Annotated in this window: 27 protein-coding genes and 2 pseudogenes; 3 read left to right on the plus strand and 26 right to left on the minus strand. The window is 38.9% G+C overall.

The features are described 5' to 3' along the window. The 17 genes and pseudogenes from HT678_RS10700 to HT678_RS10780 form a co-directional block, all read right to left on the minus strand. A partial coding sequence (locus HT678_RS10700; protein WP_138701077.1) for a DUF1372 family protein occupies positions 1-259 on the minus strand: 259 nt, incomplete at its 3' end. Between the two features lie 157 nt (positions 260-416). Further along, the gene (locus tag HT678_RS10705) at positions 417-656 is read right to left on the minus strand and encodes a hypothetical protein (RefSeq protein WP_138701076.1); all 240 of its coding nucleotides are present in this window, start codon (positions 654-656) and stop codon (positions 417-419) included. Next, a complete protein-coding gene (locus HT678_RS10710) occupies positions 656-1,201 on the minus strand; it encodes a DUF1642 domain-containing protein (protein ID WP_138701075.1) in 546 nt (181 codons plus the stop codon). The genes HT678_RS10705 and HT678_RS10710 overlap by 1 nt, the downstream gene beginning before the upstream one ends. Further along, a pseudogene (locus HT678_RS10715) lies at positions 1,194-1,519 on the minus strand (hypothetical protein). The gene HT678_RS10710 and the pseudogene HT678_RS10715 overlap by 8 nt, the downstream one beginning before the upstream one ends. Further along, positions 1,491-1,700, minus strand: coding sequence for a hypothetical protein (locus tag HT678_RS10720; RefSeq protein ID WP_138701074.1), 210 nt, complete (start codon positions 1,698-1,700; stop codon positions 1,491-1,493). Before HT678_RS10720 ends, HT678_RS10715 begins: the two are co-directional and overlap by 29 nt. After that, a complete protein-coding gene (locus HT678_RS10725) occupies positions 1,687-1,854 on the minus strand; it encodes a hypothetical protein (RefSeq protein ID WP_000233205.1) in 168 nt (55 codons plus the stop codon). The genes HT678_RS10720 and HT678_RS10725 overlap by 14 nt, the downstream gene beginning before the upstream one ends. 15 nt (positions 1,855-1,869) lie before the next feature. Further along, positions 1,870-2,265, minus strand: a complete 396-nt coding sequence (ssb, locus tag HT678_RS10730; RefSeq protein WP_000609557.1) for a single-stranded DNA-binding protein — start codon at positions 2,263-2,265, stop codon at positions 1,870-1,872. 86 nt (positions 2,266-2,351) lie between these two features. Beyond that, complete coding sequence (locus HT678_RS10735) at positions 2,352-2,579, minus strand: hypothetical protein (protein ID WP_031236483.1); 228 nt, start codon at positions 2,577-2,579, stop codon at positions 2,352-2,354. Further along, positions 2,579-2,773: a hypothetical protein gene (locus HT678_RS10740; RefSeq protein ID WP_000470300.1), complete on the minus strand. Its 195-nt coding sequence runs from the start codon at positions 2,771-2,773 to the stop codon at positions 2,579-2,581. Before HT678_RS10740 ends, HT678_RS10735 begins: the two co-directional genes overlap by 1 nt. 14 nt (positions 2,774-2,787) lie before the next feature. Next, complete coding sequence (locus HT678_RS10745) at positions 2,788-3,558, minus strand: ATP-binding protein (protein ID WP_000228207.1); 771 nt, start codon at positions 3,556-3,558, stop codon at positions 2,788-2,790. Then, on the minus strand, positions 3,552-3,710 hold the full coding sequence (locus HT678_RS10750; protein ID WP_000511766.1) for a hypothetical protein: 159 nt from the start codon (positions 3,708-3,710) through the stop codon (positions 3,552-3,554). The genes HT678_RS10745 and HT678_RS10750 overlap by 7 nt, the downstream gene beginning before the upstream one ends. Then, positions 3,698-4,492 (minus strand): phage replisome organizer N-terminal domain-containing protein, encoded by a 795-nt coding sequence (locus HT678_RS10755; RefSeq protein ID WP_166736995.1) that lies wholly within the window; start codon positions 4,490-4,492, stop codon positions 3,698-3,700. The genes HT678_RS10750 and HT678_RS10755 overlap by 13 nt, the downstream gene beginning before the upstream one ends. Next, positions 4,485-4,781 carry a hypothetical protein gene (locus tag HT678_RS10760; protein ID WP_000391808.1) on the minus strand — a complete coding sequence of 99 codons (297 nt, stop codon included), beginning with the start codon at positions 4,779-4,781 and terminating at the stop codon, positions 4,485-4,487. Before HT678_RS10760 ends, HT678_RS10755 begins: the two co-directional genes overlap by 8 nt. A 15-nt stretch (positions 4,782-4,796) precedes the next feature. Beyond that, entirely contained in the window at positions 4,797-5,105 is a 309-nt protein-coding gene (locus tag HT678_RS10765; protein WP_166736996.1) for a hypothetical protein, read from the minus strand. A gap of 10 nt (positions 5,106-5,115) precedes the next feature. Then, entirely contained in the window at positions 5,116-5,838 is a 723-nt protein-coding gene (locus HT678_RS10770; protein ID WP_001060361.1) for a hypothetical protein, read from the minus strand. A gap of 11 nt (positions 5,839-5,849) precedes the next feature. Continuing rightward, positions 5,850-6,140, minus strand: coding sequence for a hypothetical protein (locus HT678_RS10775; RefSeq protein ID WP_000398533.1), 291 nt, complete (start codon positions 6,138-6,140; stop codon positions 5,850-5,852). A 96-nt stretch (positions 6,141-6,236) separates the two neighbouring features. Then, on the minus strand, positions 6,237-6,380 hold the full coding sequence (locus HT678_RS10780; RefSeq protein WP_166736997.1) for a hypothetical protein: 144 nt from the start codon (positions 6,378-6,380) through the stop codon (positions 6,237-6,239). 116 nt (positions 6,381-6,496) lie between these two features. On the opposite strand from HT678_RS10780, the gene HT678_RS10785 reads away from it, so the two are divergent. After that, positions 6,497-6,721, plus strand: coding sequence for a hypothetical protein (locus HT678_RS10785; protein WP_000040988.1), 225 nt, complete (start codon positions 6,497-6,499; stop codon positions 6,719-6,721). A 218-nt stretch (positions 6,722-6,939) separates the two neighbouring features. On the opposite strand, the gene HT678_RS10790 is transcribed toward HT678_RS10785, so the two are convergent. From HT678_RS10790 to HT678_RS10800, 3 genes are read right to left on the minus strand one after another with little or no spacing between them, the layout of a single operon-like run. Next, on the minus strand, positions 6,940-7,650 hold the full coding sequence (locus tag HT678_RS10790; protein WP_001002355.1) for an ORF6C domain-containing protein: 711 nt from the start codon (positions 7,648-7,650) through the stop codon (positions 6,940-6,942). A 46-nt stretch (positions 7,651-7,696) separates the two neighbouring features. Then, positions 7,697-7,957 (minus strand): hypothetical protein, encoded by a 261-nt coding sequence (locus HT678_RS10795; protein ID WP_023940072.1) that lies wholly within the window; start codon positions 7,955-7,957, stop codon positions 7,697-7,699. Positions 7,958-7,996: 39 nt separating this feature from the next. Next, the gene (locus HT678_RS10800; RefSeq protein ID WP_001284486.1) at positions 7,997-8,149 is read right to left on the minus strand and encodes a hypothetical protein; all 153 of its coding nucleotides are present in this window, start codon (positions 8,147-8,149) and stop codon (positions 7,997-7,999) included. A gap of 65 nt (positions 8,150-8,214) precedes the next feature. On the opposite strand from HT678_RS10800, the gene HT678_RS10805 reads away from it, so the two are divergent. Beyond that, entirely contained in the window at positions 8,215-8,745 is a 531-nt protein-coding gene (locus tag HT678_RS10805) for a hypothetical protein (RefSeq protein ID WP_001135683.1), read from the plus strand. Between the two features lie 25 nt (positions 8,746-8,770). Here the strand turns inward: HT678_RS10805 and HT678_RS10810 are convergent, their stop codons facing one another. The 6 genes from HT678_RS10810 to HT678_RS11825 form a co-directional block, all read right to left on the minus strand. Continuing rightward, on the minus strand, positions 8,771-8,911 hold the full coding sequence (locus HT678_RS10810; RefSeq protein ID WP_000993373.1) for a hypothetical protein: 141 nt from the start codon (positions 8,909-8,911) through the stop codon (positions 8,771-8,773). Positions 8,912-8,943: 32 nt separating this feature from the next. Beyond that, the gene (locus HT678_RS10815) at positions 8,944-9,135 is read right to left on the minus strand and encodes a hypothetical protein (RefSeq protein WP_000451679.1); all 192 of its coding nucleotides are present in this window, start codon (positions 9,133-9,135) and stop codon (positions 8,944-8,946) included. A gap of 10 nt (positions 9,136-9,145) precedes the next feature. After that, positions 9,146-9,343, minus strand: coding sequence for a hypothetical protein (locus HT678_RS10820; protein WP_001057655.1), 198 nt, complete (start codon positions 9,341-9,343; stop codon positions 9,146-9,148). Positions 9,344-9,354: 11 nt separating this feature from the next. After that, the gene (locus tag HT678_RS10825) at positions 9,355-9,525 is read right to left on the minus strand and encodes a helix-turn-helix transcriptional regulator (RefSeq protein ID WP_238375694.1); all 171 of its coding nucleotides are present in this window, start codon (positions 9,523-9,525) and stop codon (positions 9,355-9,357) included. A gap of 132 nt (positions 9,526-9,657) precedes the next feature. After that, positions 9,658-9,867: a helix-turn-helix transcriptional regulator gene (locus HT678_RS10830; RefSeq protein WP_001166514.1), complete on the minus strand. Its 210-nt coding sequence runs from the start codon at positions 9,865-9,867 to the stop codon at positions 9,658-9,660. 180 nt (positions 9,868-10,047) lie between these two features. Beyond that, positions 10,048-10,173 carry a hypothetical protein gene (locus tag HT678_RS11825; protein ID WP_007284831.1) on the minus strand — a complete coding sequence of 42 codons (126 nt, stop codon included), beginning with the start codon at positions 10,171-10,173 and terminating at the stop codon, positions 10,048-10,050. Between the two features lie 165 nt (positions 10,174-10,338). On the opposite strand from HT678_RS11825, the pseudogene HT678_RS10835 reads away from it, so the two are divergent. Further along, positions 10,339-11,143 (plus strand): annotated as a pseudogene (locus HT678_RS10835) (S24 family peptidase); the annotation flags it as partial.

Below are 11,143 nucleotides of genomic sequence, written 5' to 3' on the forward strand. Positions count from 1 at the left end.
ATAGTAGTACCTCATCCCCAACTTTCACTTTCTCATACACGTCCTTCGTAACCACAAACACCCCGTAGTCACGAATCGTAAGCGTGTATAATTTGCCGTGTCGTCCTTTCTCGACGACTTTACCGAAAATCTCAGCGCCTGCGTTATCCGCCTTGTAGATAACCATCGGCTTTTTCTTTTCTAGTTCTGCAATCCTGTCCATCTGCCAGATGTTTAGTCCAGCAGATACCAGAATCCAGATTGCGATAAAACGTTTCAATCTATGACCTCCTCCTTCAATTTAAGCTCAATCTCTAAGTAAAAGCTTTGATCAGGTATCTCCAGTATCGCTGTAGTGGTTTTACCATCAGAACCCACGATAACTTCTCCGATTGCCAAAACTAAGTCTCGAATTGTGCTATTTAGCGTAAGGCTCATCACTCCACCTCCTTTTCTTTCATGAATTTTGGTATGTTGCCAGAGTATTCCTCGTATAACCAATACTTTCTACAACATTCATCGTAATCATAAGTTTTTTTAATTTTTAATTTTTGTTTGAGTGTTTTCTTATATTTTTTCGGGCATGGAATGGAAAAACTTTCATCATAGACAGAAAACCAAGCTACAAAATATCGATAAGAATATTTGTAATGTTTTCTTTTTTGTCTAAGATTCATCACTCAACCTCCTCAATCTCAATCCCTGGACAATCGAACACCCAGCCGAAACCAGCTTCTTCTAGTTCTTTGCGGGTGAATTTATAATTTCCAGTAATTATATTTTGGTTAAAATAAAGAGCCTTCCCTGATTGCGTTTTAGTCAAAGGTTGTCCATTCTTTAGACTAACAATATACCGCTTCTCTTCCTCGACCTCGTAGCCGAAAATCCAAGCGAGTGCGAAGAGTTCGGAATTATCCCAGTACCATTCTGCTACTATGTCAGACATGCTTGCGTCTATTGAGTAGGACAGTGTATGCCCCAGTTTTTTCTGTTCTGTGATAAATTCAGCCACAAACTGCGGAACTTTGACTGGTTGCGGTTCGTCCTTGACATAAATCGCATCGTTTGGAGCAATAATTTGTTCGCCGTAATCGAGTTTAACAATATTCTCAACAAACCTGTCAGCAAGCACCTTTAAGCCAACTATCTCCCCTTTTATTAAAATCTCTGTTCCGATAGGGAACAAAATCCGTGGGACATTAATCAATTCCTGCTTATTCATCTTCGCTTCCTCCATAAATCAAATAAACTGCAATAACTAACTGAGACATGCCTGGTGAATAGCCAATCCAATCATCAAACTCCTTAGATTTTGGCAACCAACCCTTAGTAGCTCCCAAATCATAGTCGGTAGGCTTTTCATCAGCGAAGATGCATTCCATCGCTCCCATAAACGTCATACCATCTTCTGCCATTTCCAAAAATAGTCCGCCCGGTCTTTTACTGCTTGTGGTAAATCTTGCTGGGGAGGTTGCGGCTTCCCGTCTTCTACCGTCCAATTGTATACTGCATTAACTTTTTTCTTTAACTCTTCCATCATCTTCCAACTCCTCCACTTTTTTCCTCAATTCTTTATTCTTTTTCTTCAACAAATCGCGCTCCAGCGCTCTAATCCGTCTCTTGCGTGCATCGCACGGTTTCGAATACTCGATTATCTTCTCTTCATTTTGCTCAATTGTACGTTTCAGTCCTTCGATTACTACCTGTTTATCGTAATTCATCGTCTAAAAATCTTTCAATAGCTTCTCTATAGGAGACTTCCGCCATACCGTCTAAGTCGTTCAGGGCTTCAATATAGTCTGGACGCCCTTGCCCATACTGCTTTTTCAAAAACTCAACAAAGAGATGAATTTCCTGATAGGTTACTCCAACCATATTTCTTACCTCCCACTAAAACGGAAAATCATCTTCCTCAAGGGCGTATCCTGGCATCTGTTCCTCAATATTCGAACGGTTAGCTGTATCATCACGCTTTTCAAGTCGCTCAAAACCATCTGCGACCACCTCAGTCAGATAGACCCTGCGCCCCTCCTGATTCTCATAGTTCCTTGTCTGGATGCGACCCGTCACACCGACCAGATTGCCCTTCTTGCACCATTCTGCGAATAGCTCCGCCTGCTTGCGCCACATCATACAGTTGATGAAGTCCGCCTCTCGCTCGCCGTTAGCTCCCTTGAAATTCCGATTGACCGCCAGCGTAAAGGTAGCAACCGCCACATTCGACGGCGTATATTTTAATTCAGGGTCTTTCGTCAAGCGCCCCACTAACGTAACATTATTGATCATCTTTCTTTTCCTTTCTTGCTGCACGTTCTCCGATTAAATAGCCGAGAAATAACCACAGAATAGCCATTCCAAATTCTTTAATAAGTTCAATCATTTTCTTCTCCTCCTGAAAAAGTCGCTAAATAGTAACAATCCTTAGAACCGTAGTCAAACCGTGTCGTCCGCTGACCAATGTGCTTCTGAAACCTTGGATGAGTGATAGCCGAGAAAGCCCACTGATGGTCTTCCATCTGCTCAATGAGATCATCGACATTGTCAAACCTCCCAAGGTAAAACTTGCAGTGCCCGTTGTAGACGAAGTAAAGCTCTAACATCACTCCACCTCGACAGGGTAAAAGTTCCCAAAGGAACCCCTCAAAGCCTTTCCAACCTGTAAGGCTGCCGCCCTAGAAACAAACCGCATGGCTTTCTTCTCCTCAGAACACGAAATATCCAAGCCAGTCACACCGATAACAGCGGACATCAGAAACGGCTTATCCTCTCGTGTCCCATGCTTTAAAATAAACATCAGCCACCTCCGTTCTAAAAATAGTGCTTCCGCTTGTTTGTCAAGTCATTGAAAACCATCAAATGGTCTTTATCTACACCCTTCATCAGTCTGGACATAAAGGGTCTGCCATATCTTTTCTGAATATCAGCAGAAGTCAAATTGGTGGTAATGATTGTATTTGAACGCTTATTCAGGATATTGTAGAGGATAGTAAACGACCACTCACTATCCTTTTCCATGCCCAAATCATCCAAAACCAAGAACTTAGCACTGGCAATTTTATTGACCAGAAACTCTTCCTGACTAAAATCAGCTTTAATCTTCATCAACAAGTCCGTCACATTGATAAAAATCGCAATCTCTTTCGTGTACTCAGATAGAGCCTTAACCATCGCAAAGGCCAAATGGCTCTTACCAGTTCCAGCTTCTCCTTGTAACACGATGTTGTTCCTAGCCCCCTCAGACCACTCACGACAAATCCTCTTTGCAAAAGCTAGCTTTTCCGCTTCTTTTTCAGTGGGGGTCTCAAAGTTGTCCAAAGTCGCATTTTTCAAAACCTCATCATAAAGAGAAAACTTCTCAAGATAGTATTTCCTCTCTCGCTCATTCTCAGCGTCGGCCAGTTCATTCACTCTTGCTTGATTCTCCTCATGGATCCGCTCAGATTCACACATGCGGCATACAACACTCTCAGTCCGCAATATCTTTATCAAAGGAATGTTATGCTTTTCGCAAAACTCATCTTGTTGTTCTGTATTCCTGTGATAAGATAAGGCAATCTCCTCAAACACATTGTCTACCATGACAGACGACCTCCACATTCATGCCAGCTAGCCATTTCAGACAAGCATGCAACCACTTGATGAATTGGTTGGTTGGCTAAAAGAGTTTTCTTCTCGTAGCTTAACGGATAATAGTCAATCTCGAATTGTTCAATTAGTTCTAGTATCCCCATTCGTCCTTGGCCTCCTGTTCTTCTTTCTTATCCTTATTCTTTTTCTCTGATTGACGAACCTGCTCAACAGTCGTAATATTGTTCATCTGCCAATTTCTTAAAATCCCACCTATATATTTGATGTTAGGCTTTCCTGAGTTAATAGCAGTCTTCAGTGCTTCTTTCACCAAATCCACATCATTCTCATTTAGGAGATGGTTAATTTCTTCAATCTCAAATCCAGATAAGAGCCTACGAAATTCAGATTGAAAAAGTTCTAAGATATTTTCTTGACCACCACTACTATTAGTAGTAGTTATTCTTTTCTTATTCTTATCTTTATCTTTATCTTTATCTTCTTCTAGTGCGTTACCGTCCGTTACTGTAACGTTACCTGTAACGTTACCAAGAGCAAGATTTTTCTGTTTTTTACGGTATTTGGCTACACGGTTGCGTGTCTGTTCCTTTATTTTCTCCATTCCGTCAACGTTTTGATGTTTTTCCCAATTTGGCAAGCTAATAATACCATCGATAATCTCAATCATCCCAAACTGTTCAAAAACTCCAATAGCCATTCTTACTGTATTCAATGGTCTACGAAAAATAGTAGCTAACATTTCATCTGTATAGTGAACCTTATCAGTCATCATCAACAAACCATTACTGTTATGTTTTCCAGCAAGTGTCAAAATCTTGAACCATATCACTAAGATGGCATCAGGATCAGGCAAGGCATCAATCAGGCAAATCTTTTCATCGTCAAAAATATCGGTTGTGATTTTTATCCACTTAATTTCAGACATACCTAGCACCCCACTTCCTACGGTTAGCGCGATACTTCATTCGCATATCCTCATAGATGTACCTGCCTTCCAGCTCCATTTTTTCAATCTTTAGCAGCTTATTTTTAAGCTCCACATCACGATAGTCCTTAGCTAGTTTTTTATAGTCTGTTAGGTATTCTTTGACTAGTAATAGATTTTTATAATCGTTTTCCCATGTCGTAATAAAATGTCTTGAAGTTGATTCCCTTCCTTCCAGTTCTTTAACAATCATAATCAGGTTATCCAGCGATTCAATCAATTCTTCCATTTCCTGACCTCATCATTACAAAAGTCTGATTGCAGACTGTTTAGGTTCTGGCAAAGCTAACGGCTCAGGGCGCAAGCCTACAGGCGGTTCGTTGTCATATGTGAATCCTTTGAACTCTCTACGGATATTCTTGCGAATTTCTTGCCATTTGTCCTCTCTACCACGTTCGTATCCTTGGATAATCATAGACGCAAATTCTTGCTCTTCTCGTCTCTCTTCTTCCTCTCGTTGTTCTTGCAATTTGATATGACGGCAAGCTCCTGCAAATCCAATCAGCAAGGCTCCAACTCCCATCAACTGGTCTAAAATCGGTGGTTCAAACATTTTTAATCTCCTAAATAACTTTTTCTTTCAGTGTTTCAAAAACTTCAAACTTCAAATTTGTCTGTTCTTTTATTTTCTTCAATACACTAAGCACTGTGTCATCTTCGTTAAACTGAATAATGGTATCACTTATAACTAGTTCGTAGATGTTAGACATAATTCTATTATCAGTCTCTGTTTGTTCATCGGATTCTAGTTCTGAATCGATTTCGTTCTCATAATTTTTGAGAGCGTTAGCGGATTCATTAAATCCATGAAGTAACAATGTTCTCTGTAAAATTTCATTCACATCAATGTATTTATCTAAGCTTTCTCTTTCTCTTGCTCGTTTTGTTTCTTCAGGAAACAGAATATGCATTCTATCAAATATTTTGCTAAGTATTTTTACATTCTTTTTGGTTGGTTTTGTCTGAGTATTTACAATACTAGCCATCGGATATCCTTTAGTAAATCCAAGTTTTAAATCTAAATCACTGGCAGAAGACGAAACTTCTTTTCTAAGATTTTTTAAAATATCAATAAGCAAAGTTGCCCACATTATCGACATAAAATCATGACCAAATGAACCGTTGTAATCATTTGGTTTGTCAAGTGGATTAAATTTCTCGTTGGATAAATCTTGTACAATTTTTTTAAGATTTTCATCTTCGTGCTCATATCTTTCAAAGAAATTTCGCAAACCTGGTCTATTCTCTTTTTTCATCTTATGTTTGTATGCTTTTTTATTATTCATCTTCTCTCTCCTTATGCTCTTAATTTTCGTACTTCTTTCTCTAATTCCAAAATCTCATAAACATCATTAATATCGTACATAATATATTTCCCTTGCTTACGAAATCTCAATCCTTTACGTTCTAACTTCTTAATATAGCTATGAGTGAAGCCAAACTTCTCCATCAAAGCCTGTTGATTGATTGGCATGCGATCATTCTCTAACTGCTCCTTGACCTGCTTTTCAGCAAAAGCCAGTAATTGATTGGTGAACAATTCAGCACTTTCGCCGTCCAATCGTAATTGTAACGTTATACCTTCCATTTTTTACATCCTCTCAACTATGCGGGCAAGCATTTTTGTGATATAATGATTTTGATTATTTTAGTATGCGCCTGACTTCGTTAGGTGCTTTTTTGTTTAAAAAGTTTTACTTTCCATCGCCCTGAGTTCTATCTCATGGCTGACTTGTCTAAATAGCTTCTCACATGCTATCTTAGCTTCTCTGTATGTTGTAGATTCGCTGATGAAGTAATCAGCAAGTTCGATGATTTTGTCTTCCATTTAACCTCCTATATCGGTCTTGAGACTGATGTAATATCCTCCTAAATTGCTATAATACTCTTGACTAATATCTCTCCCGTTTTAGTCAAAAATTTAACAGAAAGGAGGTTCAAAAAATGAGTAAGCTTAGCCATAAGCCAAACCACGTTGTTAAGAAACTAACCTGGGAAAATCTCGATAATATTCTATTATCTAATTTTTCAGAGTCGACTACTGATAAACCTAGCGCAGTAATTCAGTTATCTGATTTTGAAATGTCTAAAACTGAAATTATCGAAGAAGCAACTGCTCAAGGTTATCAAGTTATCGATAATTCTGATGGTTACTTAAAGTTTCTATAACGAATTTTAAAGATGATATATTTGTACGATTTACATCAATATCTCTTTTTAACTTAGCAATCTGATGGTTACTTAAAGTTTCTATAACGAATTTTAAAGATGATATATTTGTACGATTTACATCAATATCTCTTTTTAACTTAGCAATCTGTCTATCAGATTGCTTTTTTCTTTTCCCACTATACGGATATCGTCTTGGTCTCATTTTCTTTCCCTCCCTACGCTTGACTAAATGCGTTCAGTTCCATGATTTTCATCTTGGTATTGGTGCTTGGCTCCCACGTCATCCAGTAAGCTAGAGCGGCATCCGCATGCTTCTTGGGTAGCAAGTCATAGCGACTAATGTTGAAGTGGTCTTTAAAGTCAATCTCAGCTTGTCTAAATACCGACTGAGCAAAAATCTTATCCGCATAAGCTGGGCTATCAATGCCACCCAGGCAAGCCACAACCCTAGCCTTACGCTTCTTCAGGAGCGACTGAGCATAGCTTGGATGAATCGGTTGCTCACTCTTGAGGTAGTCAATATCCTCCAGCATGGTCGTCTGTTGCTCACGCAATTTCTTCTGGCCAGTGAAGAGAGCGATAAAAGCATCCTCGTCCAAATCCTCGCGAATAAATCCGCCCTGCTTACGAATAGCTGGCAAGACCTCTGATGTCACCCAGCGCTTGAACTCCTTAGCTTGAGGCAACTTGCTGGATAAGATAAGAGAGTAGAGACCAGATTCGTTGATGATCAACATATCCTGTGTTCCACCACTAGTAGGGATGCCCTGTTTTAGGGCGTCCTCTTCATCAACGTGAAGAGCAATCGCATTTCTAGCCTTGCTATATCCTAGGATGTCTGCAACATCTTTCCCAACGAACCACGGCTCGTCATCAATTGTCAAAGTACGGACTTCCTGCCCGTGAAAATTAAAAATTTCGTTCATAATATTCCTTTCTAAATTTGATATAATGAAATAAAACTCGCCAGAGCTATTTAAGTAAAGTATTTTTAAACGACTGTTTGACAGATACTATATGAGGCGCTTCACGGTTATTTATATAATCAACCTGAATAAGTGTCTCTGGCACTTCATCTTTCTTTGTCTCCCAAATTATCTTGATACCTTGAAGACCAATATCTTCTGCTCGAAAATCAATCCCGTTCAAAATAACTCGTGGAATACTAGAGTCGCTATCTATCTTAATTTCTAAATTTTGAATTGGTAGTAAATTTTTTGATAGGCTGCTCATATCTCTTTCCTTCCTATTGTTGTCCCCATTTTGCTATAATTAAAGCAGGTCCTTAAGAAATTCTTCAAGTTCCTTACGCTGAGACTCAGCAAGCTCTGCTCTTTCAATAGCTTGTTGAGTCATCAGTGTTTTAAGACTACTACTTAATTTTTTTCTATCGATGTAACTATTTTTAAATCCCTTATTTGCCATATCTTCCTCTCCTTTCTATTTTTCTCTCCTTTTTGCTATAATAAAAGCAGAAAGGAAGTGATCTAATGCCACAAATCACCAATGATAATGTCCAGATTTGGACACTCTATATCACAGTAATAATTGCAGTTATCGGTTTTGTTTTTAATACCATTTCACTCTGGCAAACAAAGAAAGCTACAGAGGATATGGCAAAGCCTTATATTAATGTTTATGTAGATGTCTATGCAGTTAAAAATCAACAACGTACCTTTGTTTTTAAAAACTTTGGCCAAACTCCAGCATATATAGATAATATTCAGATAGATGGCGAATTGGATCCATTGAATTCTGTACACCGCTTCAACTCACTTATCGGAAATATGATTGCCCCAGGACAAAAATTTACATCATCAATAGACCCAGATTATAAAGGTCGAATTACACTGACAATTACTTACTCCGATAGCAAGAAACACAAATATATAGACAAGTTTGTACTTGATGCTACATTGGCATCTGCAATGTTCTACACTGTAAACGAGAGCAATAAAAGCGATTCTCCAGCTACAGCTATCAGACAATCGACCATGGCTCTATTACGCGATCTACGATAGAACCATCTCCGAGCGATTTTACAGTTCAAACATCACGTAAGAATTCAATTTTTATCTCAACAGTTTCATCGTCAAGTGTATTGGCGATGATTTTATTTTTTGCGTCAATCGCTTCGTTCAAGTCTTTACAAGTTAATTCATAAAATACATTTACATTTGCATTCATCTCTTCCCCTCCTATTAGTGAATTTTTTTGTTCTATTTTTTGTTAGCAATTCTATCCATTGTATCTAAAGTAAGTTTTTGTATCTCTTTTCGTGCTTGCAATTCATTGTCAAAAAAATTCTCAAGCATTTCGGTCAATCTATTCGAATATCCTCGCAATAGCATTACCGTCACCAAAAATGAAGTAATAGCTGATACAATGACCACATAAAGAAAAACTTCCATCTCCACCCTCCTACTCCAGCACCTTACTGCCGACTACCAATCGTTTAACGACAACGTCCATCTCCTTAAATTCGGCATTCTCTGCACAGTAGCGGACGCTCTCGCTGATGATGTGACAAATAGATACGCCGTATTCGTTCGCCAGCTCCGTAGCGATCTCCCAGGCATCTCTGTCAATCCGTGTTACTTTTTGCGCTGCGTTGTTCATATTATTTCCTCCTACAACATATCTTCCACTCTACACCCTAGCGCCTTGGCGATGACCACCGCCTGCGACAGCGTCACTGCCTTCAGGTCGTTCTCGATACGAGACAAGGTCGTGTAGTCTATCAAGGTTCGCTTAGCAAGCTCACGCAAGCCCAGCTTTTGAGCCGTTCTCAGCTCCCTCATTTTCGCTCCATACATTGACTTTTTCCTTTCTACTAATAGGTCTTTTCAAAACTGTTGGTACTTGTCAACAGTTTTGATAGAATTATTCTATCGATTTTGAAAAAAGTTTGACCTTCTTTGATGTTAGGTGTTTTATTTCACTTTTCGTGAAGTCTGAGGTGTGAATATATCGCCCAATTCTTTACCGAAATAATGGGCGATTTTGAACATTTCACTCAGTTTAAAATCTTGTTTACCTAATTCTTTGTTGCGATAGCTATTCTCGCTTTTTCCAATAACATCTGCCATTTCTTTCTGAGAAATATTCTTTTCCTTCCTCAGTTTATATAAAAGAATTTGCAAACCATAATCACCTCCTATTCATTTTAAAAAAACCATTTCCAGATGAAGTACACCCAGATAAAACCGGTTAGCGTCCAGCAGACCACATTCCAAAATTTCTTCTTGTCTTTCATGACAAATCTTTCGAGATATGCTATACTAATAGTGAGCTTTGGGGCTTTCGCCCCGCTCACCCCACTTCTATTTCAAGAAGTGTTTGATTAACTCAACACTGGCTGTAATCACTGTTGAGATAACCAGAGCCTTAGGACCGTCAAGCCATGGCTCTTTTTTTGTTGCCTTTTCAGGCTTTTTGCGTCTCCGCATATCTCTTTTCCTCCTGTATTTATTTGATTGATTACCTCAACCATGATTTAATTATACCTCACTTTTCGTGAAGTGTCAATAGTTTTTTTGCGAAAAAACAAAAAAACTTTTCTTTCCGTGAATATTTTGTTATAATCTACTTAATAAAACACTCAGGAGAAATATATGACTGACAAAGAATTAGCTATATACATCGGAACAAAAATAAAAGAATATCGATTACAGCGCGGATTGACGCAAAAAGAATTAGCTACTTTAGTGGATATGGGTGATACAACTATAGCAAACTATGAAAAAGGTTTCCGTACTCCTAAAAAGAATACTTTGTTTAAAATATCCTCTGCTCTCAGCGTAACTATTGACGATTTATTTCCACCTATTCGTAAAGCAGACACCCCCACAGCGTCCCTAGATTCGCTCACACAGCAGATAAATGATAAGTTGGTACAATTAACCCCAGATAATAAAAAAATCGTCCTACGGACTTCTGAGGAGCTTCTGAAGAGTCAAGACGCAAACGGCGAGATGTACACAGAGCAAAACGAAGAAAAACGAAGAAAAACGAAGTATCGGAAGTTATCAGCTTGTATCAAGTTGAGGTAGTATCTGAAACGGCAGCAGCTTCTGGATTTAACTATGGATTTGGTTACGACGATACAGATAGAGAGACTATAGAGGTTGACGAGCAACCGCCACGCCATGATATTGCGACCAAGGTCAGCGGAGACTCCATGCAACCTGACTACCAAGACGGAGATATTCTCTATTTAGTAGACAAGGGACTGACTACCTACAACGGAGACCTAGCAGTTATCGCATACGGAGACCGTTCTTACTTTAAGAAGATCTATACCGAAAACGGACGCTTACGCCTCGTATCGCTCAATGACAAGTACGAAGACATCACCCTAGACTTCCCACCAGCCGAAGACACACACATCAAGATTTATACAGTTATCGGGGTGTATAG

It is taken from the genome of Streptococcus sp. 3167, from assembly GCF_013277175.1.
Taxonomy (GTDB): domain Bacteria; phylum Bacillota; class Bacilli; order Lactobacillales; family Streptococcaceae; genus Streptococcus; species Streptococcus pseudopneumoniae.

What these genes read in the sequence shown, in the direction of transcription:
- HT678_RS10800 (WP_001284486.1), bottom strand. Translation starts at nt 8,149, where the DNA reads ATGGCAAATAAGGGATTTAAAAATAGTTACATCGATAGAAAAAAATTA.
- HT678_RS10785 (WP_000040988.1), top strand. Translation starts at nt 6,497, where the DNA reads ATGAGTAAGCTTAGCCATAAGCCAAACCACGTTGTTAAGAAACTAACC.
- HT678_RS10750 (WP_000511766.1), bottom strand. Translation starts at nt 3,710, where the DNA reads ATGGGGATACTAGAACTAATTGAACAATTCGAGATTGACTATTATCCG.
- HT678_RS10720 (WP_138701074.1), bottom strand. Translation starts at nt 1,700, where the DNA reads ATGAATTACGATAAACAGGTAGTAATCGAAGGACTGAAACGTACAATT.
- HT678_RS10710 (WP_138701075.1), bottom strand. Translation starts at nt 1,201, where the DNA reads ATGAATAAGCAGGAATTGATTAATGTCCCACGGATTTTGTTCCCTATC.
- HT678_RS10770 (WP_001060361.1), bottom strand. Translation starts at nt 5,838, where the DNA reads ATGAATAATAAAAAAGCATACAAACATAAGATGAAAAAAGAGAATAGA.
- HT678_RS10760 (WP_000391808.1), bottom strand. Translation starts at nt 4,781, where the DNA reads ATGGAAGAATTGATTGAATCGCTGGATAACCTGATTATGATTGTTAAA.
- HT678_RS10705 (WP_138701076.1), bottom strand. Translation starts at nt 656, where the DNA reads ATGAATCTTAGACAAAAAAGAAAACATTACAAATATTCTTATCGATAT.
- HT678_RS10775 (WP_000398533.1), bottom strand. Translation starts at nt 6,140, where the DNA reads ATGGAAGGTATAACGTTACAATTACGATTGGACGGCGAAAGTGCTGAA.
- HT678_RS10755 (WP_166736995.1), bottom strand. Translation starts at nt 4,492, where the DNA reads ATGTCTGAAATTAAGTGGATAAAAATCACAACCGATATTTTTGACGAT.
- HT678_RS10820 (WP_001057655.1), bottom strand. Translation starts at nt 9,343, where the DNA reads ATGAACAACGCAGCGCAAAAAGTAACACGGATTGACAGAGATGCCTGG.
- HT678_RS10795 (WP_023940072.1), bottom strand. Translation starts at nt 7,957, where the DNA reads ATGAGCAGCCTATCAAAAAATTTACTACCAATTCAAAATTTAGAAATT.
- HT678_RS10805 (WP_001135683.1), top strand. Translation starts at nt 8,215, where the DNA reads ATGCCACAAATCACCAATGATAATGTCCAGATTTGGACACTCTATATC.
- HT678_RS10735 (WP_031236483.1), bottom strand. Translation starts at nt 2,579, where the DNA reads ATGTTAGAGCTTTACTTCGTCTACAACGGGCACTGCAAGTTTTACCTT.
- HT678_RS10725 (WP_000233205.1), bottom strand. Translation starts at nt 1,854, where the DNA reads ATGGTTGGAGTAACCTATCAGGAAATTCATCTCTTTGTTGAGTTTTTG.
- HT678_RS10740 (WP_000470300.1), bottom strand. Translation starts at nt 2,773, where the DNA reads ATGTTTATTTTAAAGCATGGGACACGAGAGGATAAGCCGTTTCTGATG.
- HT678_RS10810 (WP_000993373.1), bottom strand. Translation starts at nt 8,911, where the DNA reads ATGAATGCAAATGTAAATGTATTTTATGAATTAACTTGTAAAGACTTG.
- HT678_RS10780 (WP_166736997.1), bottom strand. Translation starts at nt 6,380, where the DNA reads ATGGAAGACAAAATCATCGAACTTGCTGATTACTTCATCAGCGAATCT.
- HT678_RS10825 (WP_238375694.1), bottom strand. Translation starts at nt 9,525, where the DNA reads ATGAGGGAGCTGAGAACGGCTCAAAAGCTGGGCTTGCGTGAGCTTGCT.
- HT678_RS10745 (WP_000228207.1), bottom strand. Translation starts at nt 3,558, where the DNA reads ATGGTAGACAATGTGTTTGAGGAGATTGCCTTATCTTATCACAGGAAT.
- HT678_RS10765 (WP_166736996.1), bottom strand. Translation starts at nt 5,105, where the DNA reads ATGTTTGAACCACCGATTTTAGACCAGTTGATGGGAGTTGGAGCCTTG.
- ssb (WP_000609557.1), bottom strand. Translation starts at nt 2,265, where the DNA reads ATGATCAATAATGTTACGTTAGTGGGGCGCTTGACGAAAGACCCTGAA.
- HT678_RS10815 (WP_000451679.1), bottom strand. Translation starts at nt 9,135, where the DNA reads ATGGAAGTTTTTCTTTATGTGGTCATTGTATCAGCTATTACTTCATTT.
- HT678_RS10790 (WP_001002355.1), bottom strand. Translation starts at nt 7,650, where the DNA reads ATGAACGAAATTTTTAATTTTCACGGGCAGGAAGTCCGTACTTTGACA.
- HT678_RS11825 (WP_007284831.1), bottom strand. Translation starts at nt 10,173, where the DNA reads ATGCGGAGACGCAAAAAGCCTGAAAAGGCAACAAAAAAAGAGCCATGG.